Source organism: Wolbachia endosymbiont of Nasonia vitripennis (genome assembly GCF_048054115.1).
In the GTDB taxonomy this organism is placed as follows: domain Bacteria; phylum Pseudomonadota; class Alphaproteobacteria; order Rickettsiales; family Anaplasmataceae; genus Wolbachia.
Window position 1 is genome coordinate 1 of sequence record NZ_JAFEVF010000002.1, and the last position, 26,315, is coordinate 26,315.

21 protein-coding genes, 1 tRNA gene and 1 pseudogene are annotated in these 26,315 nt (G+C 34.7%); 15 read left to right on the forward strand and 8 right to left on the reverse strand.

Annotated elements, in window-relative coordinates; translation table 11 throughout:
* Positions 1-40: 40 nt before the first annotated feature.
* The gene (locus tag JR053_RS00440) at positions 41-1,276 is read right to left on the reverse strand and encodes a metallophosphoesterase family protein (protein WP_010404926.1); all 1,236 of its coding nucleotides are present in this window, start codon (positions 1,274-1,276) and stop codon (positions 41-43) included.
* A 190-nt stretch (positions 1,277-1,466) separates the two neighbouring features.
* Here JR053_RS00440 and JR053_RS00445 point away from each other — a divergent pair.
* The 8 genes from JR053_RS00445 to JR053_RS00480 all read left to right on the forward strand — a co-directional run bounded on the left by JR053_RS00445 (position 1,467) and on the right by JR053_RS00480 (position 9,747).
* Positions 1,467-1,554: transfer RNA gene (locus JR053_RS00445), tRNA-Leu, on the forward strand.
* A gap of 20 nt (positions 1,555-1,574) precedes the next feature.
* On the forward strand, positions 1,575-2,660 hold the full coding sequence (locus tag JR053_RS00450) for a GTP cyclohydrolase II (RefSeq protein ID WP_010404930.1): 1,086 nt from the start codon (positions 1,575-1,577) through the stop codon (positions 2,658-2,660).
* Positions 2,661-2,732: 72 nt separating this feature from the next.
* Positions 2,733-3,413 (forward strand): VirB8 family type IV secretion system protein, encoded by a 681-nt coding sequence (locus JR053_RS00455; RefSeq protein ID WP_007302609.1) that lies wholly within the window; start codon positions 2,733-2,735, stop codon positions 3,411-3,413.
* Positions 3,400-4,191 carry a P-type conjugative transfer protein VirB9 gene (gene virB9, locus JR053_RS00460; RefSeq protein ID WP_010404937.1) on the forward strand — a complete coding sequence of 264 codons (792 nt, stop codon included), beginning with the start codon at positions 3,400-3,402 and terminating at the stop codon, positions 4,189-4,191. Before JR053_RS00455 ends, virB9 begins: the two co-directional genes overlap by 14 nt.
* Before the next feature lie 16 nt (positions 4,192-4,207).
* Positions 4,208-5,719 (forward strand): TraB/TrbI/VirB10 family type IV secretion system protein, encoded by a 1,512-nt coding sequence (locus tag JR053_RS00465; protein ID WP_010404940.1) that lies wholly within the window; start codon positions 4,208-4,210, stop codon positions 5,717-5,719.
* Position 5,720: 1 nt separating this feature from the next.
* Positions 5,721-6,713, forward strand: coding sequence for a P-type DNA transfer ATPase VirB11 (virB11, locus tag JR053_RS00470; protein WP_010404943.1), 993 nt, complete (start codon positions 5,721-5,723; stop codon positions 6,711-6,713).
* Between the two features lie 30 nt (positions 6,714-6,743).
* Positions 6,744-8,762, forward strand: coding sequence for a type IV secretory system conjugative DNA transfer family protein (locus tag JR053_RS00475; RefSeq protein ID WP_010404946.1), 2,019 nt, complete (start codon positions 6,744-6,746; stop codon positions 8,760-8,762).
* Positions 8,763-8,862: 100 nt separating this feature from the next.
* Positions 8,863-9,747, forward strand: a complete 885-nt coding sequence (locus JR053_RS00480; protein WP_010404948.1) for a P44/Msp2 family outer membrane protein — start codon at positions 8,863-8,865, stop codon at positions 9,745-9,747.
* Between the two features lie 185 nt (positions 9,748-9,932).
* On the opposite strand, the gene topA is transcribed toward JR053_RS00480, so the two are convergent.
* Positions 9,933-12,383 carry a type I DNA topoisomerase gene (gene topA / locus JR053_RS00485; RefSeq protein ID WP_010404951.1) on the reverse strand — a complete coding sequence of 817 codons (2,451 nt, stop codon included), beginning with the start codon at positions 12,381-12,383 and terminating at the stop codon, positions 9,933-9,935.
* 728 nt (positions 12,384-13,111) lie between these two features.
* On the opposite strand from topA, the gene JR053_RS00490 reads away from it, so the two are divergent.
* Together JR053_RS00490 and radA are read left to right on the forward strand one after the other, a co-directional pair.
* Positions 13,112-14,383 carry an MFS transporter gene (locus tag JR053_RS00490; protein ID WP_029237667.1) on the forward strand — a complete coding sequence of 424 codons (1,272 nt, stop codon included), beginning with the start codon at positions 13,112-13,114 and terminating at the stop codon, positions 14,381-14,383.
* 66 nt (positions 14,384-14,449) lie between these two features.
* Positions 14,450-15,793, forward strand: coding sequence for a DNA repair protein RadA (gene radA / locus JR053_RS00495; protein WP_010404970.1), 1,344 nt, complete (start codon positions 14,450-14,452; stop codon positions 15,791-15,793).
* A gap of 150 nt (positions 15,794-15,943) precedes the next feature.
* Here radA and JR053_RS00500 read toward each other — a convergent pair.
* The 3 genes and pseudogenes from JR053_RS00500 to ftsY form a co-directional block, all read right to left on the reverse strand.
* A pseudogene (locus JR053_RS00500) lies at positions 15,944-16,892 on the reverse strand (IS5 family transposase).
* Between the two features lie 187 nt (positions 16,893-17,079).
* Entirely contained in the window at positions 17,080-18,009 is a 930-nt protein-coding gene (locus JR053_RS00505) for an IS110 family RNA-guided transposase (RefSeq protein WP_416603248.1), read from the reverse strand.
* A 1,050-nt stretch (positions 18,010-19,059) separates the two neighbouring features.
* Positions 19,060-19,971 (reverse strand): signal recognition particle-docking protein FtsY, encoded by a 912-nt coding sequence (gene ftsY / locus JR053_RS00510; protein ID WP_010404992.1) that lies wholly within the window; start codon positions 19,969-19,971, stop codon positions 19,060-19,062.
* Between the two features lie 176 nt (positions 19,972-20,147).
* Between ftsY and iscU the strand changes: the two genes are divergently transcribed.
* Genes iscU through JR053_RS00530 form a run of 4 tightly spaced genes read left to right on the forward strand, consistent with a single transcriptional unit; the run spans position 20,148 to position 23,253 of the window.
* Positions 20,148-20,531, forward strand: a complete 384-nt coding sequence (gene iscU / locus JR053_RS00515) for a Fe-S cluster assembly scaffold IscU (protein ID WP_006012607.1) — start codon at positions 20,148-20,150, stop codon at positions 20,529-20,531.
* Positions 20,532-20,536: 5 nt separating this feature from the next.
* On the forward strand, positions 20,537-20,923 hold the full coding sequence (locus tag JR053_RS00520) for a HesB/IscA family protein (protein ID WP_006012614.1): 387 nt from the start codon (positions 20,537-20,539) through the stop codon (positions 20,921-20,923).
* Positions 20,916-21,374: an iron-sulfur cluster co-chaperone HscB C-terminal domain-containing protein gene (locus tag JR053_RS00525; RefSeq protein ID WP_010405004.1), complete on the forward strand. Its 459-nt coding sequence runs from the start codon at positions 20,916-20,918 to the stop codon at positions 21,372-21,374. The genes JR053_RS00520 and JR053_RS00525 overlap by 8 nt, the downstream gene beginning before the upstream one ends.
* Positions 21,352-23,253: an Hsp70 family protein gene (locus JR053_RS00530; RefSeq protein ID WP_139686532.1), complete on the forward strand. Its 1,902-nt coding sequence runs from the start codon at positions 21,352-21,354 to the stop codon at positions 23,251-23,253. The genes JR053_RS00525 and JR053_RS00530 overlap by 23 nt, the downstream gene beginning before the upstream one ends.
* Positions 23,254-23,256: 3 nt before the next feature.
* On the opposite strand, the gene lepB is transcribed toward JR053_RS00530, so the two are convergent.
* Positions 23,257-24,042, reverse strand: coding sequence for a signal peptidase I (lepB, locus tag JR053_RS00535; protein WP_010405009.1), 786 nt, complete (start codon positions 24,040-24,042; stop codon positions 23,257-23,259).
* A 199-nt stretch (positions 24,043-24,241) separates the two neighbouring features.
* Here lepB and JR053_RS00540 point away from each other — a divergent pair, with 199 nt between their 5' ends.
* Positions 24,242-24,598 (forward strand): TrbC/VirB2 family protein, encoded by a 357-nt coding sequence (locus JR053_RS00540; protein ID WP_007302624.1) that lies wholly within the window; start codon positions 24,242-24,244, stop codon positions 24,596-24,598.
* Between the two features lie 2 nt (positions 24,599-24,600).
* Here JR053_RS00540 and JR053_RS00545 read toward each other — a convergent pair whose 3' ends face one another.
* Both JR053_RS00545 and JR053_RS00550 read right to left on the reverse strand, forming a co-directional pair.
* Entirely contained in the window at positions 24,601-25,599 is a 999-nt protein-coding gene (locus JR053_RS00545; RefSeq protein ID WP_010405014.1) for a pyruvate dehydrogenase complex E1 component subunit beta, read from the reverse strand.
* Between the two features lie 60 nt (positions 25,600-25,659).
* A complete protein-coding gene (locus tag JR053_RS00550) occupies positions 25,660-26,301 on the reverse strand; it encodes an AAA family ATPase (protein WP_416603220.1) in 642 nt (213 codons plus the stop codon).
* Positions 26,302-26,315 lie beyond the last annotated feature (14 nt).

Genomic DNA, 26,315 nt, shown 5'->3' on the forward strand with positions numbered 1-26,315 from the left:
CTGTCAGTTAATTCATGCCTGTCAGATCAAGTCTAAACTATTACATTGTTTTAAGTTTAAAGTCTTTCGTTAGGTTTGCAGAATACATTTCCTTATTATCTTGGTTATAGAAAGTAAATTTGTGATCGTCTAAACCTAATATTGCAAAGCCAAAGCCGAAAAAGTTTCTAACTTCGTGTGCTAAGTAATTTCTACTATTTGGATAGTTAAATTCTACGTTTTGATAAACAGGTTCTTGATCTTGAGCGTGTAATAATGCACCGCCGTTTCCAACTATAATCTGATCTGGAACATTATCCATTAATAAAATCTGGGCTATATGAATGTGGCCAGAAACTATGGTAGTAACATTGCTTGGAAATTTATCTCCAAAAGCTTCAATTTGTGTAAGATTACCATGGCTTTTTAATGTCAAAAATTCTTTTTTTGGAGATCTCCAAAGTGGTTTATGAGTCAAAAACCACGTGGGCTTATCTTGTATCAATTTATCAAACTGCCTCTCAAAAGCATCAACTGTGCTTTGGGTTGTAAAAATTTCCTCACCGGATGAAGAGTCGAAGATAAAAAACTTCATCGGCCCAGCATCTAAGAACCAACTGGAAATAAGATCTTCACATTTTTGAGGGGAAAAGGGGTATGAATCTAAATATCTGAACCATCCTTCATAAGCTCTATTACAACTCTCATGATTTCCACGAACAAAAAGAAAAGGAGATTGTGTTAAAATATCTTTTGCAGGCTCAAACCAATCAGCGTACCAAGCTTCTTTGCTATATCCATAAATATCGCCGCACTTTTTTGTGTTTCTACATTTTGTTTGTCTATAATGATAATCACCAACATGGATAATTAAATCTGGTTTATGAAAAGCGATTGAATCTAAATTTTTTTTCAAAGGCCAGCTATCTACAGAATTACATTCTTGCTGAAATAACATATTTATTCTACATCCTGTATCGCCAATGAAGGCAATTTTGCTGATCTTTTCCGCTAATACGGGAACTTTTATATTGTCAATACTAATGTTTTGAGCATTTGTTTCTACTATCAGTTCACAAACTGTTTCGATATTGTTAATTGAGCTGCGACTTAGCATTTCTACTTCCTTATTATCGACGTAAGCAATGGGACACATGTTATTGTCTATAATCGCACGTATGCTTAATTTATTTTCTGGAATGATTTGAGACCATGTGTACAATATTTGTGCATGAGTGGGGTAAAAGCTAATTGTAAGAGATAGAATTAAAAAAATGAAGATATTAGCTATTTTCATTTGTATAAAGACCTAAATTAAGAATTAGTAGTAAGATTATCTTAAATGATTAAAGTTTGTAACCATAAAATTCATAGTTAAATTATACAGGCATTTCCTAAATTATCCTAGTATCAGATTGACACTTTAGATGAAAAACCCTAAAATGATTAAGTAATTTAAAGTAATTATATAGAAACTAGAATAAAGTGCGGTCGTGGTGGAATTGGTAGACACGCAGCGTTGAGGTCGCTGTGGCTCACAAAGCCTTGGAAGTTCAAGTCTTCTCGACCGCACCAAGTTGTTTGGTGTAGGTGAAATGTTTATAGGAAATCAAAGTAGAAATAAAGTAGAAAGGGCCATCAGTGAAGTCAGGCGTGGTCTTCCAATTTTAATATATGATGATGAAAATAACTATCTATTGCTTGCTGCTGCTGAAACTTTAGAAAAAAATTTATTTAGTCAATATAAGCTTATATCAGGTAATGTGTATGTTACTTTGACTGCAAGTAAGGTAAAATACATATGTCAGAGTAAAGAACATAGTAGCAAACGTCTGTTGATAAGCAATTTTGATGAACTGCTCCATTTAATAAACTGTTCAAAGGAAGATTGGATAAAAGAGTTGCAATGCTCAAAGACAATAGATGCGTATGCTGTTGCCTTGCTTAAGTTCTCAGAATTATTGCCATACGCGTTAGTGGCTGATATGACTTTTGAGAATAAACATGAAATGCGAAATTGGTGTGAAGAAAATGACATTATTGCACTAAATACGTTACTTGTGAATGATTTTCAACAAAATCATAGTGTGTATGAAGTGTGCAAAACATCATTATTTTTAAAACAGACTCAAGAAGTAGATATCATATCTTATAGAACCAAAAGTGGCGGAAGAGAACATTATGCAATTATCATTGGCAATCCAGATAAAGATAATGAGCCATTAGTGAGAATTCATTCTTCATGCTATACAGGAGACTTATTAGACAGCTTATCATGTGATTGCAGAAGCCAGTTACATCAAGCGATTCAAATAATGACCGACTTTGGGAATGGCATTATATTATACTTGATGCAAGATGGGAGAGGCATTGGTTTAACTAATAAGTTAAGAGCATACAGTATGCAAAGAAAATATAATCTTGATACTGTTGATGCAAATAGAGTATTGGGTTTTGAAGATGATGAAAGGAGCTTTGCTGTTGCAGCTAAAATACTTAAGAAATTGAACATTAACAAAATACAATTACTTACAAACAATGGTAGAAAGTTATCAGAGTTGAAAAATAACGGTATAGAAGTTACAAAGTGTGTACCACTTATTATGGAACGCAATGAATATAATGATTCATATATGGAAACAAAATTTGGCAAGTTAGACCATGGATTAAGGGTTTATTAGCTTTTTTGTTATAACTACTTTGTTAGCTTGCTATGTTAATTAATATAAGTTAAGATTTTTAAGAATATTGAGATGCTGAAATTTTTAAAACAAGAAAAAAGTAATGAGTCATTGGATAAGGATATAAATTGGAATTCAAGTCGCTATAGCACAGTTGTTGCTCAGAGAAATACTTTACTTTTATTTACATTAATATTACTAGTTGCAATTTCTATAAGCATATTAGCTATATTTAAAATTAGCACAAGTAGCACTATTGAGCCATTCGTTATAGAAATTGATAAAAAGTCAGGAATAGTGCAATTGGTTGATCCTGTTACAGTAAAACAATATTCTGCAAATGAAACGCTGAACGATTATTTTATTTCAGAGTATATAAAAGCAAGGGAGGTTTTTGACCCATATAATTATAATTATAATTATTATACAAAAGTAAGGTTGTTTTCTTCGCCTAGTGTATATAGTGAATTTAGCAATTATATAAAATCGCAGAATATGAATGACCTTTTTAATTTATATTCAGATGCTAAAGGTGAGTTGAAAATTCGTTCAATTCAAAAATTAGGTAATGATGCTCTTCAAGTGAGATTTTCTATAGAATTTACACGAAAAGATGGAAATTCCTCAAGGAAAAATAAGATAGTTGTGATGTCGTATAAATATGCATCGCTTGAAATGAATGATCAGCAAAGATATATTAACCCGTTAGGGTTTCAAGTTATTTCATATAGAGTAGATGATGAATATGTGTAGGATATTGTTAGTTTTAGCTTTACTAATAAGTGGCAACTTAAATGCATCTATTAATAATAAACCTATTTCTGTAGATAGTAGAATAAAGACTTTTGTATATAGCCCTAATGAGGTGTTTACAGTAATTTTTAGTCAAGGTTACTATTCTTATATTGAGTTTGCAGAAGGGGAAAAAGTCAAAAATATTGCTGTTGGTTATGCATCAAGTTGGAAAATTAATCCTTATGATAATAAACTGCTTGTCATGCCATTTGAAGTCAGTAGTCGCACTAACATGATTATTACGACAACTAAAAAGAGAAATTACATTTTTGATCTAATTTCAAGACCAAATTACGATAAATACCCAGATGCTGATGCTAAAAAAGTGGATCATGATTATTCCGTTGAAAAGGATATATCTTACGTAATACGTTTTTATTATCCTCAAGAAGAAGATGAATTTGATGTTGATTTAGATGAGGTTTCTTTACCTACTCAAATGCAATACATTACAGAAAAGCCAGAAAAAATAATACAAGAAAATAATACGAGGTACAACTATACATATATTGATGAAGGTGGTAACGTAGATATAGTTCCAATTGAGTTATTCGATGATGGTTATTTAACCTATTTAAAGTTTAGAAATAGTAATAAAATTCCTCAGATTTTTATAGAAGGCGAATCCTGTAAAAGGCTGTTATTTGATGATTATGTTGTAATAAAAGGAGTACATAAAAAGCTATTAATGCGTTATGAAGGTAGTGAAGTTGAAGTTATAAATAGGTCACTTTAGTTCTGGTACATATAATATGAGTAAAGAAAGGCATAATAGTGTAGAAGATGAATCAGAGATAGAAAGCAAGGTAGTAACAGTTGGCTCTAATCAAGGTTATAAGGCATTGATGATAGTTATGGTAGCGCTCTTAGTTGGTGGAGTGTACTATCTTTATTTTAGTCCTTCTAATAAAGAGGGTCCAGAGATTGTTAAAAAAGAGGAAACAAAGCAAAACATTCAAGAATTGAAAGGAAAGTTAGAACAAGTTCCAGATAATGCAATAGTTTCCGAAAGAGTAGTAACTGATCTCTTGCCACCCTTACCTCCTCTTCCTATTCCACAAGTCATACCAGAAGTAAAACAAATCAAAAAAGAGGAAGTGACAAAAAAAGAAGAGCAACTAAAAGAAATTCCCTTGTCAAATATACCTGTTTTACCAAAGCAAAATTTTCCTTCTGGTAATGTTATTAGCAATTTGCCTACTTCATTTCCTACAATAGGGGGTGGCGGTTATCCTAGAGACAGACGTAGTGCACAAATGTTAGCAATTTCAGGTAGTAGTGGGGAAGGTAAAGCTACAGATGCTGTTTTATCCAATACCTCAGCACAATCGAGCAAAGCTACCAAAGCTGGAAAGCTTGGTTTAATGATTATTCAAGGTAAGGTTATTGACGCTATTCTTGAAACTGCAATAAGTTCTGACTTACAAGGAATGCTCCGTGCTGTTGTTAGTAGAGACGTTTATGCAGAAACTGGTGATACAATTTTAATACCAAAAGGTTCAAGGTTAATAGGTGGTTATTCATTCGACTCAAATGTTGCAAAAGCCCGCGTGAACATAAATTGGAATAGGATCATTCTTCCTCATGGTATAGATGTTGCTATTGCATCATCTGGTACCGATGAGCTTGGAAGGGCAGGGATAGCTGGAATAGTTGATAATAAAATAGCAAGTGCATTATTCTCTTCAGTGGCACTTGCTGGTGTTTCGATTGGTTCAGCTGTTGTAGGACAAAAAGCCTCTAATCTTATCGATGCGCTAACTGCCATGGATGCAGTGAAGTCTATTACTGCAACTGAAATAGATATTTCTTCTCTCAAAGGGGCTATTGTTGAGAGATTGGAGAATTCTATAAAAACTGAAGTTGGGAAGGTAGGAGACGAAAAATGGAAATTGGGTATTAGGGCTATTGAAAAAATTCGAAATGCTAAAAGTGATCAGGATTTGCTGAGAATAATAAAGGAAGAAATAGTAAGTGTGATAAAAAGTTCTGGAGCTAGTGGAGTTGATACAATTACTAGTGACAATATCGGTATAACTTTAGACGATGTACGTCAACTGTTGAGGCAAACTCAGAAAAGAAGCAAATCTGTTTATGATGAAGCAATTGGGAAGTCAATCAATGATTTTTCCAAAGACATGCGAGATATAGTTGATAGGAGTGTAGATAAAAAACCAACTATTTATGTTAATCAAGGAACTGCATTGAAAGTATTTGTTAACCAAGATATAGTATTTCCTCCACAGTCAATATTAAATAACTGAAATGAACTATACTGCACTTGATACATACTTGGAGCCATTACAAGGGATATTTCAAGAGGAAGGTGTAAATGAAATATCAATAAATAAACCGAAGGAAGTATGGATTGAAAATCGCGGTGAAATAAGATGCGAAAAGTTAGAAATATTTGATCTTAATCATTTAAAATCTCTTAGCAGGTTGATTGCTCAAGCTACAGAACAAAAACTGAGCGAAGAGACACCGCTGCTTTCAGCTACATTACCAAATGGTTATCGTATACAGATAGTGTTTCCTCCAGCATGTGAGCCTGATAAAGTAGTCATTTCAATTCGTAAACCTTCTTCTATGCAATTGGCATTGGATGATTATGAAAAAATGGGGGCTTTTTCTGAAACTGTTATAGGAGTGACCGATAATCCAGTAGATCGTCACCTAGATTTGCTACTGAAACAAAAAAAAATAAAAGAGTTTTTAGAATATGCTGTAATAAGTAAGAAAAATATCATAATTAGTGGTGGAACTTCCACTGGTAAAACCACTTTTACTAATGCTACTTTGCGTGCTATTCCATCTGAAGAAAGAATTATTACTGTTGAAGATGCGAGGGAGATAGTTTTGAATGATCATCCCAATAAAGTCCATTTAATTGCTTCTAAAGGAGGGCAAGGCAGGGCAAAAGTGACCACTCAAGATTTGATAGAGGCATGTTTACGTTTAAGACCAGATAGGATAATAGTTGGTGAATTACGTGGAGCAGAAGCTTTTAGTTTTCTTAGAGCAATAAACACTGGCCACCCAGGGTCAATATCAACTCTTCATGCGGATAGTCCGGCAATGGCTCTTGAGCAAATAAAACTTATGGTTATGCAAGCAAATCTTGGCATTCCCCCAGATCAGATCATACCATACATTAGAAATGTAATTGATATTGTTATTCAGCTAAAAAGAACCAGTGGAGGCAAAAGAAGCATTTCTGAGATATTATTTACTAGATCTTCAAGTGAAAATACTTAAATTTATACGTAAGTTAAGAAAAAGTAGTTTATGAGTAATGGAAATCACCTACGCAATATTCTCATAGGAGGTGTAGTATCTTTTAGCATACTTGAATTTTGCTTCTATTTGTCTGGTATATTATTCTACCTGTTTGTTGACGGTCCAGATGGTGTAGATTTTAGAGCAATTAATCCTAGCTTGACACCTTTTCCTCAAGCTCTCTGGCCGACAATTTTTGATCATATACAATATTGTTGGCATCATCCAGAGCTATATAGCTTTGAGCTCAAAATTAAATTAGTTGTATCTTCTCTACTGCCTCAAATTGTTTTGATGATTATTTTGTGGAATGTGAGAGAAAGACTAATTGAGTGGCGGCCATTTAAAAAGAAAGAATCACTTCATGGAGATTCACAGTGGGCATCAGAGAAAGACATACGAAAAGCGGGATTAAGAAGCAAAAAAGGTCTATTGCTTGGTAAAGATAAGAGAGGATATTTTATTGCTGATGGGTTTCAGCATGCATTGCTCTTTGCACCTACAGGCTCTGGTAAAGGTGTTGGTTTTGTAATTCCTAATTTGTTATTTTGGAATGATTCGGTAATTGTGCATGATATAAAATTAGAAAACTATGAAATAACAAGTGGTTGGCGAGAGCGACAAGGACAAAAAGTATATGTATGGAACCCAGCGCAGCCAGATGGGGTAAGCCATTGTTATAATCCACTGGAATGGATTAGTGAAAAACCTGGACAGATGGTTGATGATGTGCAAAAAATAGCTAACCTAATCATGCCTGAACAAGATTTTTGGCAAAACGAAGCAAGAAGCTTATTTGTTGGGGTGGTACTATATTTACTTGCTGCACCAGAGAAAGTTAAATCTTTTGGTGAGGTTGTGCGTACGATGCGTAGCGATGACGTAGTTTACAATCTTGCTGTAGTTTTGGACACAATGGGTAAAATAATACATCCGGTAGCGTATATGAACATTGCAGCTTTTTTGCAAAAGGCTGACAAAGAAAGATCAGGTGTTGTGTCAACTATGAACTCGTCGCTTGAATTGTGGGCAAACCCATTGATCGATACTGCAACTGCATCAAGTGATTTTAATATTTTGGATTTTAAAAAGAAGAAAACTACAGTTTATGTTGGTTTAACTCCTGATAACTTAACTAGGCTCAGGCCTTTAATGCAGGTTTTTTACCAACAGGCAACTGAGTTTTTATGTAGAAAATTGCCATCGGATGACGAGCCTTACGGCGTATTATTTTTAATGGATGAGTTTCCAACACTTGGAAAAATGGAGCAATTTCAAACGGGCATCGCATACTTTCGTGGCTATCGAGTAAGGTTATTTTTAATTGTTCAAGATACTGAACAGCTTAAAGGAATATATGAAGAAGCAGGAATGAACTCCTTTTTATCAAACTCAACCTATAGAATAACTTTTGCAGCCAATAATATTGAAACGGCTAATTTGATATCTCAGCTTATAGGAAACAAAACTGTACAACAAGAATCATTAAACAAACCTAAATTTTTAGACTTGAATCCTGCATCAAGATCATTGCATATCTCTGAAACACAGAGAGCATTGCTCTTACCTCAAGAAATTATTATGCTGCCACGTGATGATCAGATAATTTTGATAGAATCGACTTATCCAATTAAGTCAAAGAAAATTTTGTACTATAGTGATAGCACATTCACAAGAAGGCTGATTAAACCAACACGTGTGCCTACACAAGAGCCATATGATCCAAACAAGGTCTTTTCTGCTGCTAACAAAGATAAGATTAGTAATGAAGAAGAGAGTAATGCTATTGAAGCTGCTGATTATCCTGTTGAAGCTAAAACTGAAGATGCAATATACGATGAGCCAGAGATTGAAGATGGATTTGAAGACGAGGATATTGATGATAAGTTTGAAGGTGGTGATGGGTTTGATGATGAGGAAGACGATGATGGGTTTGATGATGAAGACAGTAAGGATGAATTTGACGATGATGATGAATTTGAAGATGAGGACAAACTAGACGGCAATAAAATCGAGGATAGAGGTTAATTTTACCTATTTTTTAGCTTAGAAAATAATTAGTTTTTTCATATTAAATCATTTTTAATTAATTAGTACTAGATTAGCTATTTTAACTAGAGGAATAGTCATGATGAGTAAAAAAACATTAGCAGTTACAGCACTTGCTTTATTGTTGTCACAACAATCTTTTGCAAGTGAAACGGAAGGATTTTACTTTGGTGGTGGATATTACGGTCAATATTTGAACTTGGGTAAGTTGAAAGCAAAAATTGGAGGCAAAGATGCTACAGATGATAACCGTGTATCTATAAATGACATAGACGCTCAGAGAACAGAAGGTCAGTTAATAAGTAAGTATAAAGGAGATTATAACCCACCTTTTGCTGCAAATGTAACGTTTGGTTACACAGGAGAACTAGGCAATAATAGCTATAGAGCTGAATTGGAAGGGATGTACTCTTCTGTAAAAGTAGATAATATTGGTTTATCAAGTAATCAAGTAACTGTTTCGTATCTAAAAGACGTTGGTGAGAGTACTAATAAAAAAACTTATATGTATAAAACTGTAATTAATCATGACCAAGTAGAAAACGCATCTGTAATGGCAAATGTTTATCATTATTGGAAAAGTGATAGTTTTTCTTTTTCTCCTTACGTTGGTATTGGAGTTGGTGGAACAAGAATGACGATGTTTGAAAAATCGTCAATAAGACCTGCAGGTCAATTGAAAGCTGGCTTTGATTATCGTATAAACGAAGATGTAAATATGCACATCGGATATAGAGGTTTTGGTGTTCTTGGTAGTAATGTTGATTTTGAAGCAGAGGTGTTAGGAGAAATGAAAGCAAAGCAACAGGTAAACCAAGATGGAAAAAAGATATTAGAATTGAATAAAAATCAAAAACCGTCGGACCAGAAGTTATACAAAGAAAGTATCAGTATAGGCAATCAAGTGTTTCACACACACGGTATAGAAGCTGGTCTTACTTTTCATTTTGCCAGCAAAGCTTAACTCTGATAGAGACTATTTTCCTGGTAGCACGTCTGCGTCACACGACTGTAGCTGCTAACCAGGTGACAACTTTCTCGTTATCTGAATATTTTCTTTCTTGTAATTCAGGCTCTTTTTTTCTCAGTTCCAGCGTGTAGCGCTGGAACAACAATAAAGAACATATAAAGAATGGTTATGCAAGAAGTCTACTTTTTATTCTTAATTAACTCTAAAGCCTTCTTCAGATCTATACTTTCAATATCTGCATTCTTGCCCAAAGCAACGTTTGTTTTACCGCATTTTATATAGAATCCGTACCTACCGTTGCAGATAAAAACTTCTTTTCCCTTTTCATTAAAACCAAGAGATTTTAGCTCTTTGCGTGGGCTGCTCTCAATAATTTGTATAGCTTCGTTTAATTGTGTGTCTAATACCTCCTTAGAGCTTTTTTTAAGAGAAAAGTATCGACCATCATAGAGAATATAGTACCCAAATCGTCCAAGACCTATTTTTACTTCCTTTCCAGTTTCTGGGTGTTCTCCGATTATTTTCGGCAGGGAAAGTAATCGAGTGGCGGTATTTAGATCAATATCATTAACATTTATATCTTTTGGTACAGAAATCTTTTTTTTCTTTTCTGACTCACTATTAAACTCCAGATAAAGTCCAAAAGGACCTTTTTTGATCATTACCTCTTGGCCTGTCACATCATCTATACCCAAACTTTTTGGATATTCTGAATTGTCATTACTGCCCGTAATTTCTTTTGTATGATTGCATGCAGGATAGTTAGAACATCCAAGAAACACACCGGCTTTTCCAAAATTTAATTTCAATATACCACCAGAGCAATTAGGACATTTTTTACCTATTTCTTCCTTTCCTTCCTCTGAGCAAAACCAATTGACTACCAAATCATGAATACCACTAAAAATCTCATCATGTGTCATTTGCTTAACAGAATTTACATGATTAAAAAATGGCACCCAAAAATAGCCTAGTTCTTTTTTCCAATCTGCATGTCCATTTGAGATTGAATCAAGCCTTTCTTCCATTTGTGCTGTAAAGTCATACTCTACACAACGCTGAAAAAAAGTTTCCAAAAATATAGTCACGATCTTACCGCGGCTGCTTGGAATAAATCTTTTGTTATCCAATGAAACATATTCACGATCTTGTAATACCGAAATAATTGTTGCATAAGTTGATGGGCGACCTATACCGACTTCTTCCATTTTTTTTACTATACTCGCTTCACTATAACGAGGTGGCGGTTGAGTAAAATGCTGTTTCGGATCAACAGAAATCAACTTGCACGCTTCCTCTTCCTTCATGGCAGGTAGCAGGCCTTCATTTTCGGCTTCTATGTTATCTTGATAGACTTTATAAAAACCATCAAAGAATATACTTGATCCACTTGCTCGCAGAATCACTTTCTGGTCAATAGAACTAATTTCAACTACCACTTGATCAAGAATCGCCGATTCCATTTGACTTGCAATGGTTCTTTTCCAGATTAAATCGTACAATTTAAATTGCTCTGGCGTTAAGTAATCCTTAATACTACCCGGTGTTCTATTAATATCAGTTGGCCGGATTGCTTCATGTGCTTCTTGAGCATTTTTGACCTTTTTTACATATTTACGAGGAGAATGCGGTAAATATTTATCACCATATAATGACTTAATTGATCCCCTGATTGAGTTTATAGCCTCATCTGCAATATGAAACCCATCTGTACGCATGTAAGTTATCAACCCTACGGTTTCACCACCAATATTGATACCTTCATATAAATTTTGCGCTACTCGCATAACATTTTTCACATTAAAATACAGTTTATTCACTGCATCTTGCTGAAGACTTGAGGTGATAAATGGAGGAAGCGGGTTTCTCTTAACTTGCTTGCGTTCTACTGTGCTTACAGCATACTGCCTTGACTCGATCTCCCTGACTAAGTTCTTTGCCTCTTCTTCATTCTTAATATCAAATTTTTCTAGCTTTTTATTGTCATAGTGGCTTAGCATAGCAAAAAAAGCCTCATCTTTGCTATTTTGCATTTCTGCCTTTATGCTCCAATACTCCTGTGTTATAAACTTACTGATTTCATCCTCTCGTTCGCATATAAGCTTTAATGCAACAGACTGCACTCGCCCTGCAGATTTGCTTCCCGACAATTTTGTCCACAGCAGCGGTGACAAGCTAAATCCAACTAGATAATCCAAAGCTCTGCGTGCTTGCTGTGCACGCACTAAGTCCATATTAATTTCACGTGGATTTTTTATAGCTTCTTGCACTGCTCTTTTTGTTATTTCGTTAAAGACTACTCTATGAATGTTGCTTTCATCATTGATTGCTTTTCTTTCCTTTAGTGCCTCTATCACATTCCAAGCTATTGCTTCCCCTTCTCTGTCTGGATCTGTTGCAAGGTATATATCTGATGTTTTACTAGCTTCCTTGACTAACTCTTTTACATACTTTTCTGCTTTTTCAATAATCTCATACTTCATGGCAAAGTCATTATCAGGATCAACAGAACCATTCTTCGCTGGCAGATCTCTGACGTGGCCAAAGGATGCAGCCACTTTAAATTCTTTACTCAAATATTTACCTATCGTCTTTGCCTTTGCCGGCGACTCAACTATCAATAATGCCATAATTATTAGTACTTAAAGGTAATATGTTGAAATATATAGAATAAAAAGTAAAAAAATATTTTAATGGTCTTCTCAGTTTTTTAAGTGAATTGTTTTAATGTTAGCAAAAAACCTAATGAAAGAGCCTACTTTACAAATTTTCCCAACTCCCTTACCATAAGGATAACGCTATACTATTTATCTTCGTCTGTGGAGATTAAACGACAAAAGCATAACGCAGTTGTCGTCTTATTTTTAATTTTTTGCACTATGTGCATCTTATTTCTTTACAAAACTTCCAGTTTTTTAACCATATAAGCTGAAACGGGCTGTTTAAGACAGGCCAATTTTCAGGATTAGAGCTAGCTAATAGGGGGTTTCTTTTGTCTTTTTTCTACTTGGTAAATTTCTTGATATTTGTAGCTAAAGTAATTTAAGAGAGGTGTCATCCCAGTGCTCCGACACTGGGATCCAGTTAAATTTACGAGTATAAAAGTAATCAACGTTTCTGATGATGGAAAAATGGATCCCAGTGTCGGAGCACTGGGATGACAAGAAAAGGAGTACTGGAATGACACATTCCACCATGTCATTCCAGCGGATGACCAGATTTTTTTATTTGATCCCAGACTGGCTGGTTATGCAAGTTCCAATTTTAATAATATTTACATATAAGCCATACGCTTGAGTTGCAAAGTTCTAAAAAGCAGCCAAAATAAAAATAAGTAGACATTTACAAATTAAACTAAGTGTACAATCAACAAACAAGAGTATTGATTGCAACAATACTCTGTAGAATCGCAATATGGTATGACCATATGCTCTTTATTGATCTGGTTAATATAATTAGTAGAGAATTTTGTTATGCAAAAGATATCTACTACAGCATATTGCAATTGTTTGGAATTGCAGGACTGGGTGCAATGGTAAGACCACTTGGTGCATCTGTATTTGGTCACATTGGTGATAGGTATGGAAGGAGAATGGCGTTAACGATTGCTATCTTGCTAATATCGATTCCTTCTAGTCTCGTTGCGTTTATTCCAAGTTATAGTAAAATAGGAATAACCTCTACTATGTTGCTTCTTACAATCCATCTGATACAAGGGGTTGCACTTGGCGCTGAGCAAGGAGGTAGCTCTGTTTATCTCATAGAGCATTTACCTAATAAGAAAAAACTAGGAATGTTTTTTGGAATAATAAGTTTTGGTCGCTCTATTGGCATATTGCTCTCTGTGGTTGCAGTGATCATCTGTAAAAAAACCACTGATTTTAACGCTTGGGGTTGGAGGCTGCCGTTTATTTTTTCAGCCATTTTAGGATTAATAAGCGCATATAGTATATATACACTAGGAGAAACTCCAGTGTATGAAAAAAATCGAGAACAAAGAAATTTACCTAATTTACCAATAATAGAGCTTACAAAACGCTATAAAAGAGCCCTGATACTTGCCATTTTAATATCTGTACCTGTTAATGTTGCTGTTGGATTTACCATATTTCTTAGAACAATTGCAAAAGAAATAGTGTCTGTTGAAACTTATGTAACAACGTATGTCAACGAAGTTGTACTCATTATAACCAGTATATTAATGCCGATATCTTCAATAGTGCTTGGAATTTTAGCTGATAAAACAGGAAGAGAACGTACTGCAATCTTATTTATAGTGATAACAATGGTAATATGTTGTCCTATGTTATCTATTGCATATTACTATAAAAGCTACCTAATAATTATGTTGAGTGTGATGGCTCTTTCTATAATCGAGAGGGGTATTAATCCTATAGGGATAGTTACTGCTGAGCTTTTTCCTACTAATGTTAGATTTAGTGGTGTGAGTTTATCACGTAACATTTCTTATGCCCTGCATGGTGGATTTACTCCTATGATATGCACTTGGTTTACTATAATGTTTCCTAAAATAGACTTTGCTGCTGGGCTTTATGTAATTTTTTGCTTATTAGTCAGCTTAGTAGCAATATTGCAAATAAAACCACAAGATAAAAAGTGTGATTGGTAATTTTCTCTATTTAAATTTATTTCACTTATTTAGCTAATTTTTATTACAATTATAATTTTGGCTTTTATGAAAACTGCATACGTATGTCAATTCTGCGGTCATAGCACTGGAAGGTGGGTAGGAAGGTGTATTGCATGTGACAGTTGGGATACGGTTGTCGAAGAAATAGTACTAAAAACAGAAACGAGAAGTACATCTGCACCAATTTCAATAAAAGCGTTATCAGATAGTGAAATTATTACCCCCGATCGTTTTTTAACAGGAATAGAAGAGTTAGATAGAGTTTTTGGTGGAGGTATCGTTCAAGGTGCTAGCATTTTAATTGGTGGTGAACCTGGAATTGGAAAATCTACTCTTTTGCTTAGGATTGCAGCTAATGTTGTACAACTTTCCTCTTTTGAATGTCTTTATGTATCTGGCGAGGAATCTTTAGAGCAAGTGAGCCTCAGAGCAAAGCGTCTTAAGATAAATGAACCTAAAATTAAGCTTTTATCTACAGTATCTTTAACTGATGTAGTAGCAACAATAAGGAAAAATAAAAGTATTAAGTTCTTGATAATTGATTCTATACAAACTATGTATGATAGCAAAGTCACATCAGCACCAGGAACTGTAACTCAAGTCCGTACCTGCGCTCATGAATTGACTGTTCTTGCAAAGCAATATGGTGTTTCTCTCTTAATAGTTGGCCATATAACGAAAGATGGACAAATAGCGGGACCTAAAACCCTGGAGCATATGGTAGATACAGTACTATATTTTGAGGGTGAAAATAGTAATCAATATCGCATTTTACGTACTATTAAAAATAGATTTGGCCCTGCAAATGAAATTGGTGTTTTTGAGATGTCTAAAGCAGGACTCATGCCTGTTGATAATCCATCATCATTATTCTTGACCGTACATGATAGAGAAGTAGTTGGCAGCGCCGTATTTGCAGGAGTTGAAGGCTCAAGACCAATCTTAATGGAAGTGCAAGCATTAATAGCAAGGACTAATATGGCAACTCCAAGAAGAGCAGTAGTTGGTTGGGATATTAATAGATTAGCTATGATAATCGCGGTTCTAAGTGCTCGTTGTAAAATGTTTTTGCATGATAAAGAAGTATACCTAAACATTGCGGGAGGACTCAAAATACAGGAACCATCAGCTGATCTTGCTGTTGCTGCTTCTCTTATTTCAAGTTTAGTAAATTTACCGCTACCAACTTCTTCAATAATCTGCGGTGAGGTTGCACTTTCAGGAGAAATTAGAAATGTTTCGCATGCTGATCTCAGGCTAAGGGAAGCACAAAAATTAGGGTTTAAAAAAGCGATTATGCCTAAAAATGGCAATTATTCTTCTCATGATATTGAGATAATTAAGCTTGGTCATATAAAAGAGTTAAAAGAGATCTTCAATCACAATTAAATATTATCTGCATGAACATTTTGCTTGTGAGAAGGATGTCATCCCAGCTTCCATAATGTCATCTGAGTAGGTGACATAAGCTTCTTTTTTTCTGGATTCCAGTGGGCTTTGTTGCATCACTCTTCGGATAATAGGTAACGTGGAATAAATTCATGAAGCTATCTCAAATTTAGCCATGCCTATATCAGTAAATTTGTTAAGCAAATAACACTTGAGTAGCAGTTCTCTCTCACGATTAACCTCAGATTTGTTTCTAAAACTAAAACCAAATGTTTGCTTCAGTCGCGAGAAAAAACTTTCTATATAAGATCTCTTCCCATAATTTATCTCTTTTTTCCACCTCTTCATACCATCTTCATCATATGACTTTATGAGCTTGATTGTAGAATTTCTCTCATCCATATAATCCAACTTTGGATGCTCTACTGCATTATTTTGCGGAGGAATCCTTGTCTTTATGTCAAGCTCATCGCACAGTTTGTATAACTTCTTTCGATTATATGCCCTGTCTGCATATAGTGTGCTTATATTATATTTAACATCAATCCTTGCAATAAGATCACATGCTCCATAGTGGTCAGAATAAACTCCGCCACTGTATTTTGCTGCTATAACTTTTTTGCTACCTATCTCTAGCATTACATGCAGTTTTCTTGTTTGCTCATAGCGGCGATACTTTCTATCTGTACCATTTGCCTTGCTATGACCTGGAATATTATTGTAGATCAGTACTATCTATGGCAATCTCAATATCTTCTGTATTATTTTTATCATGTCTTCGATCATTAATTTTGATGTTAAGTTTTTTAAGCCTTCTTGAGGCCTGGGAATAGCTAATAACTTGCAAGTTTTTCCTTACTTGCTCAAGGTACCCTGCTATAAATCCCGCTGTCTGTCTCAGACCTATTCTAAATAAATAAGTTATTATGTGAACCAGAATCACGACCTTATCACTATAAATATAGTTGCCACCAGCCATTTTTGGACCTTTTTCGTACCAATTTTCTATGGCATCATTGACGTAATAAAAAATATTTCCCCTCTCTTGGAGAAATTTGTTATATTCATGGCAGTTACTGACTCTCATTTTTTGTGGCATATTTTTCTTTAGTAGGTTAAATGCTTGTCTTATAGTGAATTTTGTCAGTAACTGCCAGTTCTTTTTATTTGACCTATGCAACAAAGCCATTCCAGTGTCAAGCACTGGAATGACACCATCATACCTGTTGGAGTATGTATGTAGCCTTATCTCACACTCCTGTCATGCCAGTCTGGAATCTACCGTCTTAAACATCAAGATAAAAATTATTGTTTTTTATCATAGCATTTAAACAAATGATGATTTTTCTCATTACAGCAACTAAAGCAACTTTAGCGGCTTTGCCGGAGTCAACTAAACGCTGGTAAAATACTTTCATTTTTTTATTATGACGCATTGCAACCACAGCAGACATGTATAATGCTTTTCGAGCATAAAATCTGCCACCTATGACTTGGGCCTTGCTCACTTTCCTTCCGCTTTCACTAGTTTTTGGTGCAACTCCAACTAGACAAGCTATTTCCTTATTATCTAACCTGCCAAGTTCAGGTACCTCTATGAGTAGGATACTTGCGGTTTTCCGTCCAACACCTTTATAGCTAGTTAGCAGTTTGCTTTTTTCCTTCAAATCAGGATCAGAGTTTATTATATCTTCTATGTCTTGCCTAACTTGCTCTAATTGTTTTTTTGCAAATTCTATCTGTTTTTCTATATATTCCCTGGCTTTTCCTGTAACCTTATGCAAACGACACTTATTTGCGTGAACTTCATCGTTTAGATTGCGCTCAATTGCTCTTAGCTCTTCTTGCTTTTGTGAAACTATGTATTCTATTACTTCGTCATTTTTTGTGATAAATTCAGCATATTTTTCTAGTAATTTTGCATCTAATTTATCTGTTTTTGCAAAGTGGTTGCAGGCTTTTGCAAATGCATATACCCGATTTGGGTGAGCTCTGTGAACAGCTATGTTATATTCCCGTAACAACTTTATGACAAGTTTTTCATAACCACCTGTTGATTCTACTACACATAACCTAACAAATACGTTAACTATTTTTGACTTTATAAACTCAGATATAGCTCTTTCTACATTTTCTATACGCTGATGTTTATTGTTAATTGAGATATCAAGTGTTTCTTTTGAAACATCAATACCAATGAAAACTGTTCTAGCCATTTTTGTACCTATAAATATAATCAAATAATAATGTAAATGTTGTACAGGATTGTGATTCGATCTTTTTGATCCCCCTACCGTTCGTACTCCATTTTTTAAAGCAAGGAGTGTACTGAGATGCCTACGATTTCTATCAATCAATCCAATTGACAGTATCACTCCTTGCTCATTATAGCCTTGCGGCTTTGATTTAATATACAATCCAGCCTTTTCGTCATCAAAAACATTGTAAAGTGTTTAGCTGGATTCCAGTTTCACGCACTGACCATTTGCTGTTTTTACTCATAACTACCTTGTCTGGACGAATACGAAAACAAGTAGCTAATTATCGCATAAAAAAAAGAAGATGTAGAATATCTTCTTTTTTGTGATTAAAGATATATTAAATCTTGATTGTGTATTTCCTCTGCTATAAGCGATAATTTTTCGCTCTCATCAAAGAGACTTTTTGCGCTAGCTGCTAATTTCTCACTAATTTGTGGTAGACATTGTCATAATATACTCCTTAAATTTTTAAAATATATTTATGTTGGTATACAAGTATCAATATTACATTAATATAATAACTTTTTAGGCATGAGTGACAAGCTGAAGTGGTTTTTAATTACTCAAAAAACAGAAACGTTTCTATTTCCTACACTTTCTAAAACCATAGGTACCAGTTGGTTTTTAGCTAAAGTAAAGATCAAGTATCTGGAATTCTGGACATAAAATCCTCCTGTGTAAAAAAGAGTTAGAAAAAAATGTAGTGCACATACGACAGATATACACTGAAGAATACATTTTTTAATAAGTTTGATTAAAAAGTCTGCAGACTAAAGATAGATTTTGAGCTCTTAAAATATCTCTATTTGTAATTATAATGAGATTGAAAATATGCGTTTGTAATTATAATGAGATTGAAAATATGCGGAAGTAATTTTTATATGTTAACGGCTCACCCAACCTAATTAATCACTTGCAACCAGTGTCACATGTTGGAATTAGACCATCTAAAAACGGCTTCTCATGATAATTAAGCTTGGTCATATGAGAAAATTAAAGAGATCTTCAATCACATTTAAACAGCGCTTCAGCAAACTCTTTGCCAGTAAATTCCCTCAGGTCTTCTATACTTTCACCAATTCCTATAGCGTGTAATTTCACCTTATAAGCTTCTGCAAGCCCAATCACTACTCCACCTTTGGCAGTACCATCTAGCTTTGTTACAATTAACCCGGTAACACCAACCATTTTACTAAAGGCCTCTAATTGGCTATAAGCATTTTGGCCAGTAGTTGCATCAAGAACTAAAATAACATCATGAGGAGCAGTATCATCCAATTTCTTTATCGTTCTATGTATTTTTGACAGCTCTTGCATGAGATTTACATTGTTTTGTAGCCTTCCTGCTGTATCAATTAAAACAACATCAACGCTATCTTTTATCGCTTGATTTACAGCTCTATATGCCACACTTGCAGAATCGCTACCGTGCTCTCCAGTAACAATAGAGCAATCAGAACGTTCTGCCCAAATATTTAATTGCTCACTCGCAGCAACTCTGAATGTGTCGCACGCAACAAGCATAACGGATTTTCCTTTTTCCTTATATTTATAGGCAAGTTTACCTATAGTTGTAGTTTTTCCATTACCATTCACTCCGCATACCATTATTATGTGTGGTTTTTTATTCAAAATGAGCGGCTGCACAACAGGGTTTAATATTGTTTCTATTTCGCTCATTAACTGCTGTGTGATAATGTTATGTTCAACTTCTGATTCAAATTTGATACTTGCGAGCTTATCAATAAGCAATCTAGAAGTTTTATGACCTATATCCATGCTAATCAGCAGCTCTTCCAGATCATCTAAAAGCGACTGATCTAATTTTTTTTTGCCAGAAAAAATATTTTTTACTCCATCACTAAAACGGGAGGAGGTTTTTAATAGTCCTTGATAAAGATTACTGAATAAACTCAAGAAATACTCCTTCTAAAATTACCATATAAAGAATGACATGCACTATATGTATTTGTAAAGTAAATACACTCGTAACCTATATATTTTGTGAGTAAAATGTACCGCTTGCTAGTGTATTTTACTTTAGTTTTTAACCTAAATATGTTATAATGTAAGTAATGGTTTACGGGTAATCTATGAGTTATAATGAGAAAATTTTAGATCATTACGAAAATCCAAGGAATGTTGGTTCTCTGGATAAAAATGATCCAAATGTTGGTACTGGTCTAGTTGGTGCACCATCATGCGGAGATGTAATGAAACTGCAAATAAAGGTCAACGATAAAGGTGTTATTGAAGACGCAAAATTTAAAACTTTTGGTTGTGGTTCTGCTATAGCTTCAAGTTCTTTGCTTACAGAAATGATCAAAGGAAAAACTATTGAGGATGTAACAAAGATAAAGAATACTCAAATAGTGGAAGAATTGTCTTTGCCGCCAGTAAAGATACACTGTTCAGTACTTGCTGAGGATGCTATAAAAGCTGCTATTCATGATTATCAAAATAAACAAAAACATTGAGGAATATGAGTGAATTTCAAGGAGTAAATTCTGTTAAAAAACCTATCACTCTAACTGCAAATGCAGTAGAGAGGGTAAGGTTTTTATTGGACAAAAAGAAGCATGCTAACCTTGAAGAAGCAATAGGAATAAGAGTTCTAATTAAGCAAAAAGGATGCTCTGGTTTAAAATATGATATTGAATATGCATATGATGTTCGTCCTTTGGAGTCGGTAATTGAAGAAAGCTGCAGTGATGATCAAAAAGTCAAGGTGCTGATCGATCCAAAATCTATCATGTTTATCCTTGGCTCTGAAATGGATTATGTAGAGGAAAAATTCTCATCAGGTTTTATTTTCAAAAATCCTAATGAGAAAGGAAAATGTGGTTGTGGAGAGAGTTTTCATGTCTAGCAACCATTTCACATTATTTGGAATTGAACCGGCTTTTAACATCAGCTTTGATGAGCTGGAGAAAAAATATATTGAGCTAAGCAAAACTGATATAAATGAAAGAGAGTCCAAAAATATGGAAAATATCAACAAAGCTTATCAGGTACTGAAGTCACCGCTAAAGCGTGCCGAACATTTGTTGGATCTTTTTGACGTACAAAGCAAAAAAGAGCATCTTGATCCTGAAATATTAAATGAATCAATGGAAATAAGAGAATACTTTCTAGACTGCGATGATTTACAATTTGCAAGTAGGATGATTGATGAAAAGGTAAAAGATTGTACTAAAAACCTAATTAATGCTTTTGCTACAAAAAATTTTGATGAAGCTGCTAAACAAGTTTTTAGATTGAGATATTTATATAAGTCATTTGAGGAGATGAAGGAAAATGCGGCCAGTTCAAATTTCTGAACCAAGTTCAAATGAGGTAGTTTTTGGTATAGATCTTGGAACTACTAACTCTTTAATTGCCATGGTAAATAAAGCTGGCAATGTAGAAATATTTAAAGATGAGCAAGGTCGTGAACTATTACCTTCTGTCATTTCATATGAAAAGGATGTACTAAAAGTAGGCTACGATGTTGGCGAAAACGCTATCTGCTCTGTAAAACGCTTAATGGGTAAAAGTGTTAAAGACTTGCATAAAGAAAATATCAGTTGTGAAATAGACAACGAAAGTGAAAAAATCATTAGAGTAAAATGCTCAGAGGAAAAGTATCTTACTCCTATTGAAATCTCTGCTGAGATATTAAAAGCTCTATGTGAGAGGGTAAAAAAATTCACAGGTATGAAAGTTAACAAAGCAGTGATTACTGTACCAGCTTATTTTGATGATTCAGCACGTAACGCAACCAAATATGCAGCAAAATTAGCTGGCATAGATGTTCTTCGCCTCATTAATGAACCAACCGCTGCAGCACTTTCTTACTCCATTGAAAAGAACAATAACAGTGGCATATATGCAGTTTATGACCTCGGTGGTGGAACATTTGACATTTCAATATTAAAATTACATCAAGGAGTGTTTCAAGTTCTTGCAGTTGGTGGTGATACTAAACTTGGCGGTGATGATTTTGATCATCTGCTTAGTTTAATCGTGCTTGAAAAGTATAGAGAACAGGTAGGTTTAAATAAAAAATGCTCTAGTGTCATCCCAGTGCTCCGACACTGGGATCCAGAAAGTTTGATTGCAAGTGAACACACCAGAAAGTTATATAATAAGAACTGGATTCCAGTGTCAAGCACTGGAATGACACCATCTGATACAACTACCTACAAATTACAACATTCATACACTAAAACTGGTATCTGCAATATACGTGCTATAAAAGAGTACCTAAGTGAAGATACCTCTGGCACTTTTGAATTCAGCATCAATGGTGAATTATTTAAGTGCAAAATTACTAAAGAAGAATTCGAGCAAGCAATCAATCCTTTGGTTAATAAGACTATAAATATAGTTACTCGTACTATAAGCAACATAGATCTTAAAATCGATGATATAAAAGGGGTAATTTTAGTTGGTGGCGCAACTAGAGTGCCATTAGTGCAAAATTCACTAATCAAACTCTTTGGCAATAAAGTGCTGAATGATGTGGATCCGGACAAAGCAGTTGCCAATGGGGCAGCTTTGCAGGCTCATTATTTAACTTCAAACTCAAAAGATAGGAATATTCTCCTTGATGTGCTGCCTTTATCACTTGGCATAGAAACTATGGGGGGAATAGTTGAAAAAATTATACCAAGAAATACACCACTACCAGTTTCAGAAATAAAAGAGTTTACAACTTACGCTAACGGGCAAACAGCAATGAAAATTCACGTTTGTCAAGGAGAACGTGAAATGATAAAAGATAATAAATCTCTAGCACGATTTGAACTCAAAGGTATACCACAATTGCCTGCAGGTTCTGCAAAAGTTGAAATAGGATTTACAGTTAGCATTGATGGAATATTGACTGTCACTGCAAGAGAAAAAACTACTGGAGTCGAACAGACAGTTGAAATAAATTCAAGCTCTGGCTTAAGTGAAGAAGATATTCAAGATATGGTCAATCAGTCAGTAAGTAACTTTGATGAAGACATGAAGGCTCGTTCCCTTGCAGAGGCTAAAATTAACGGTAACAAGCTCATACATCTAGTTGAAAATGTTTCCACTGAGCAAAAGTTAAAAATTTTACTACAGAACGCAAAAGACGCTTTACAGGAAAATGACTTAGACAACATTAATAATGCTATCTCTGAGTTAGAAAACTCTGCTTTAGAATTATGCGAATCAGCAGACAGATAGAGTTCATAAAACTTTGTGAAGTACCCTGTCAAATCTCAGAGCAATAGGTAACCTAAAATCAAACGGCAACCAATCAACTTTGCCTAATTTAAACGATAAACCAACCATGCTTACGCGCCCAACTATATTTTCAGTTGGTATTAACCCAATTTCAGAAAACCTGCTATCAAAAGAATTATTTCTATTGTCTCCCATAACAAAAAATTGATCATCAGGCACATAATAAACTGGAGTATTGTATGATAACTTATTAGAAAGATTATCTATTAGAATTTCATGCTCCTTGCCGCTCGGGAGTGTTTCGATGTATCTTGCTATATTACGCTTTGACTCATAATCAAAAAAATTTTCAATTTGTCTTCGCTTTACTTTCTGATCATTTAAATATAACTCCCCCTCTATCATTTGCACTTTATCGCCCGGTATTCCTATTACCCGCTTAACAAATCTAATGCTGTCATTTCTTGTAGGCTTGAAAACTATTATATCACCACGCTCCGGAGGGGTATAAAAGATTCTACCGCTAAAGATGTTTGGAGAAAATGGAAAAGAGTGTTTACTATAACCATATGAATATTTACTAGTAAAAATATAATCTCCCTCAAGTAGAGTGCTTTTCATTGAACCAGAAGGAATATGAAATGGCTCAAATAAAAAACTACGTATTGATAGCGCAATTAGTAGCAAAAAAAACAGTGAAGATAAAAACTTTCTCGTTCTTGCTATCCGCTTCTCTCTCAATTCTTTCAATTTTATTTTCTTTATAAATTTAAGCTTATCATAACACATAAAAGTGGTAATGTGAAATTTTACTCATGGGTGTTATTGCTCTTTTTCGAAAGTCGAAATAAGCTCTCAAGTAATTGACAGTGATTGATAACCAATAGACATCATTTGCTATGCAATATTGTATAAATCACAATGCTAGTTTTACTGAAAATTATACTATTTTAGATATAATTATAATATTTAAACTTAAGGTATAGGGATGAACCCTACAATTAGAAAGGTTTTTTGTATTCTACTTATAGTATTATTTATTTCTTTTTCTCATGTTGGAAGTGCTGCTAACTCTAATGACGATACAACTGCTCAAGTAATATGTAATATTATTGGCTACGTTTGGGGAATAGGTGGACCGCTTATGACCGTAGTGATAATAGGAGCAGCTTTACTTGCAATATTTGGTAGAATGCCGTGGCCTGCTCTTTTCGCCCTCGGTGTATTTTGCGCTGTGTTTTTTGGCGCTAAAACTATTGTCATAAAAGTAATGGGTGGTATAAACTCTACAAATGCCTCTTTTATGGAAGAATGTGGAACGGGAGATAAAAAAAAGAGTCAATAGGGCTATTGCTTTCTAAAGCAGACTTGGTGCACAGCTTCAACTATATCTTCCACTTGTGGTAATGCTTTCTTTTCTAGGTTTGCAGCATAAGGTAAGGGGACATCCTTGCCGGTTACCCTTACGACCGGAGCGTCAAGGTAGTCAAATCCTTGTTCCATAACCATGGCTGAGAGTTCTGCTCCTATTCCTGCAAATGGCCAACCCTCTTCTATGCTTACTAATCTATTGGTCTTCTTAATAGAGTTAATAACTGTTTCAGTGTCAAGTGGTCTTAAGGTTCTGAGGTCGATAACTTCAGCTTCTATTCCTTCACTAGAGAGTAAATCTGCTGCATTTAACGCATCCATTAGTTTCAATGAAAAAGCAGTGATAGTTACATCCTTTCCTTCCCGTATAACAGCAGCTTTGCCTATCTCAAGTAGATAATCTTTATTTGATAGCTCAGAATCAGGAATCTCATGTTCATGCCCATAAGCGATCTCGTTTTCTAGAAATATTACTGGATTAGGATCACGAATTGCAGCTTTAAGCAGACCTCTACAATCAGAGGCAAAGTAAGGTGCTATTACTTTCAAACCTGGAACATGCGAATACCAAGATGCAAAGCACTGAGAATGTTGTGCGGCAACTCTTGCTGCAGCTCCATTTGGTCCGCGAAATACTATAGGGCATCCAAGTTGTCCACCAGACATATAATTTGTTTTTGCTGCGGAATTCACAATTTGGTCGATAGCTTGCATAGAAAAATTAAAAGTCATAAACTCCACTATTGGCCTAAGTCCAGCAAATGCTGCTCCAACAGCAAGACCAGCAAATCCATGTTCAGTAATGGGTGTATCAACTACCCTATTTTCTCCGAACTCTTTTAGTAATCCTTTCGTTACTTTATAAGCACCATCATACTCTGCAACTTCTTCACCCATGATAAATATATCAGGGTCATTTTGCATTTCTTCTCTGATCGCTGTGCATAAAGCTTCTCTTACACTTAAGATTGCCATTTGTAAACCTGTAGATTTCAACTGAAATAACTATATCAAAATTACCAGGAAGCGCACAAGTTAAGTTTTACAAGCATCATGTTGCATTGAGCATTGAATACTTACTTCTTTTAATTCAGTAGGTTGCGGTGATAGTGCGTATGTAACTCCACCGACTATCAATGAAGACATCACAGAAGTTGCAATCATCAATAGAATTGGTAATTGGAAGGCTATACTAAAGGCAACACCTACTGTCAACATGATTGCAAAGTTTACAGAAGCAATTTTTAAGAAAGACAGTTGTTCTTTTTCTGTTTTTTCTAGTAATACTTTATTTGCTTTGGTTTTGCTTAATTCACTATTAAGTGTTGTATTCTCGTTTTCCAGATCTTTTATTTTTTGCTTTAGTGATTGATTCTCTTTACTGAGCTTATCAACTATTTCTAACCGAGTCTCATGTCCAGCTACGTCACTCTTTGATTTTTCTAGTTCTTTCTCAACATGTTTTAATTCTTTACCTGGCTTTTCTAACTTCCGAATTTGGCTATCTTTCAACTGAACTTGAGTTTGCAGGCTTTCTAAAGTTTGGTTATCAACTTCATTAGCTGCCCCGTCGTAATTTATTTCGGAGTAGGAAGAAGTATCAAACGTAGTTTCAAGTGCTAAACCGTTGTCGTCACTACTAACGCTGTAATAGTTTAGACTTGATCTGACAGGCATGAATTAACTGACAG

Coding starts and splice junctions, on each gene's coding strand:
- lepB (WP_010405009.1), bottom strand. CDS start 24,042: ATGTGTTATGATAAGCTTAAATTTATAAAGAAAATAAAATTGAAAGAA.
- JR053_RS00525 (WP_010405004.1), top strand. CDS start 20,916: ATGTCTAGCAACCATTTCACATTATTTGGAATTGAACCGGCTTTTAAC.
- JR053_RS00480 (WP_010404948.1), top strand. CDS start 8,863: ATGATGAGTAAAAAAACATTAGCAGTTACAGCACTTGCTTTATTGTTG.
- JR053_RS00450 (WP_010404930.1), top strand. CDS start 1,575: ATGTTTATAGGAAATCAAAGTAGAAATAAAGTAGAAAGGGCCATCAGT.
- topA (WP_010404951.1), bottom strand. CDS start 12,383: ATGGCATTATTGATAGTTGAGTCGCCGGCAAAGGCAAAGACGATAGGT.
- JR053_RS00440 (WP_010404926.1), bottom strand. CDS start 1,276: ATGAAAATAGCTAATATCTTCATTTTTTTAATTCTATCTCTTACAATT.
- JR053_RS00545 (WP_010405014.1), bottom strand. CDS start 25,599: ATGGCAATCTTAAGTGTAAGAGAAGCTTTATGCACAGCGATCAGAGAA.
- virB11 (WP_010404943.1), top strand. CDS start 5,721: ATGAACTATACTGCACTTGATACATACTTGGAGCCATTACAAGGGATA.
- virB9 (WP_010404937.1), top strand. CDS start 3,400: ATGAATATGTGTAGGATATTGTTAGTTTTAGCTTTACTAATAAGTGGC.
- radA (WP_010404970.1), top strand. CDS start 14,450: ATGAAAACTGCATACGTATGTCAATTCTGCGGTCATAGCACTGGAAGG.
- JR053_RS00550 (WP_416603220.1), bottom strand. CDS start 26,301: ATGCCTGTCAGATCAAGTCTAAACTATTACAGCGTTAGTAGTGACGAC.
- JR053_RS00530 (WP_139686532.1), top strand. CDS start 21,352: ATGCGGCCAGTTCAAATTTCTGAACCAAGTTCAAATGAGGTAGTTTTT.
- JR053_RS00475 (WP_010404946.1), top strand. CDS start 6,744: ATGAGTAATGGAAATCACCTACGCAATATTCTCATAGGAGGTGTAGTA.
- JR053_RS00520 (WP_006012614.1), top strand. CDS start 20,537: ATGAGTGAATTTCAAGGAGTAAATTCTGTTAAAAAACCTATCACTCTA.
- JR053_RS00505 (WP_416603248.1), bottom strand. CDS start 18,009: ATGGCTAGAACAGTTTTCATTGGTATTGATGTTTCAAAAGAAACACTT.
- JR053_RS00465 (WP_010404940.1), top strand. CDS start 4,208: ATGAGTAAAGAAAGGCATAATAGTGTAGAAGATGAATCAGAGATAGAA.
- iscU (WP_006012607.1), top strand. CDS start 20,148: ATGAGTTATAATGAGAAAATTTTAGATCATTACGAAAATCCAAGGAAT.
- JR053_RS00540 (WP_007302624.1), top strand. CDS start 24,242: ATGAACCCTACAATTAGAAAGGTTTTTTGTATTCTACTTATAGTATTA.
- JR053_RS00455 (WP_007302609.1), top strand. CDS start 2,733: ATGCTGAAATTTTTAAAACAAGAAAAAAGTAATGAGTCATTGGATAAG.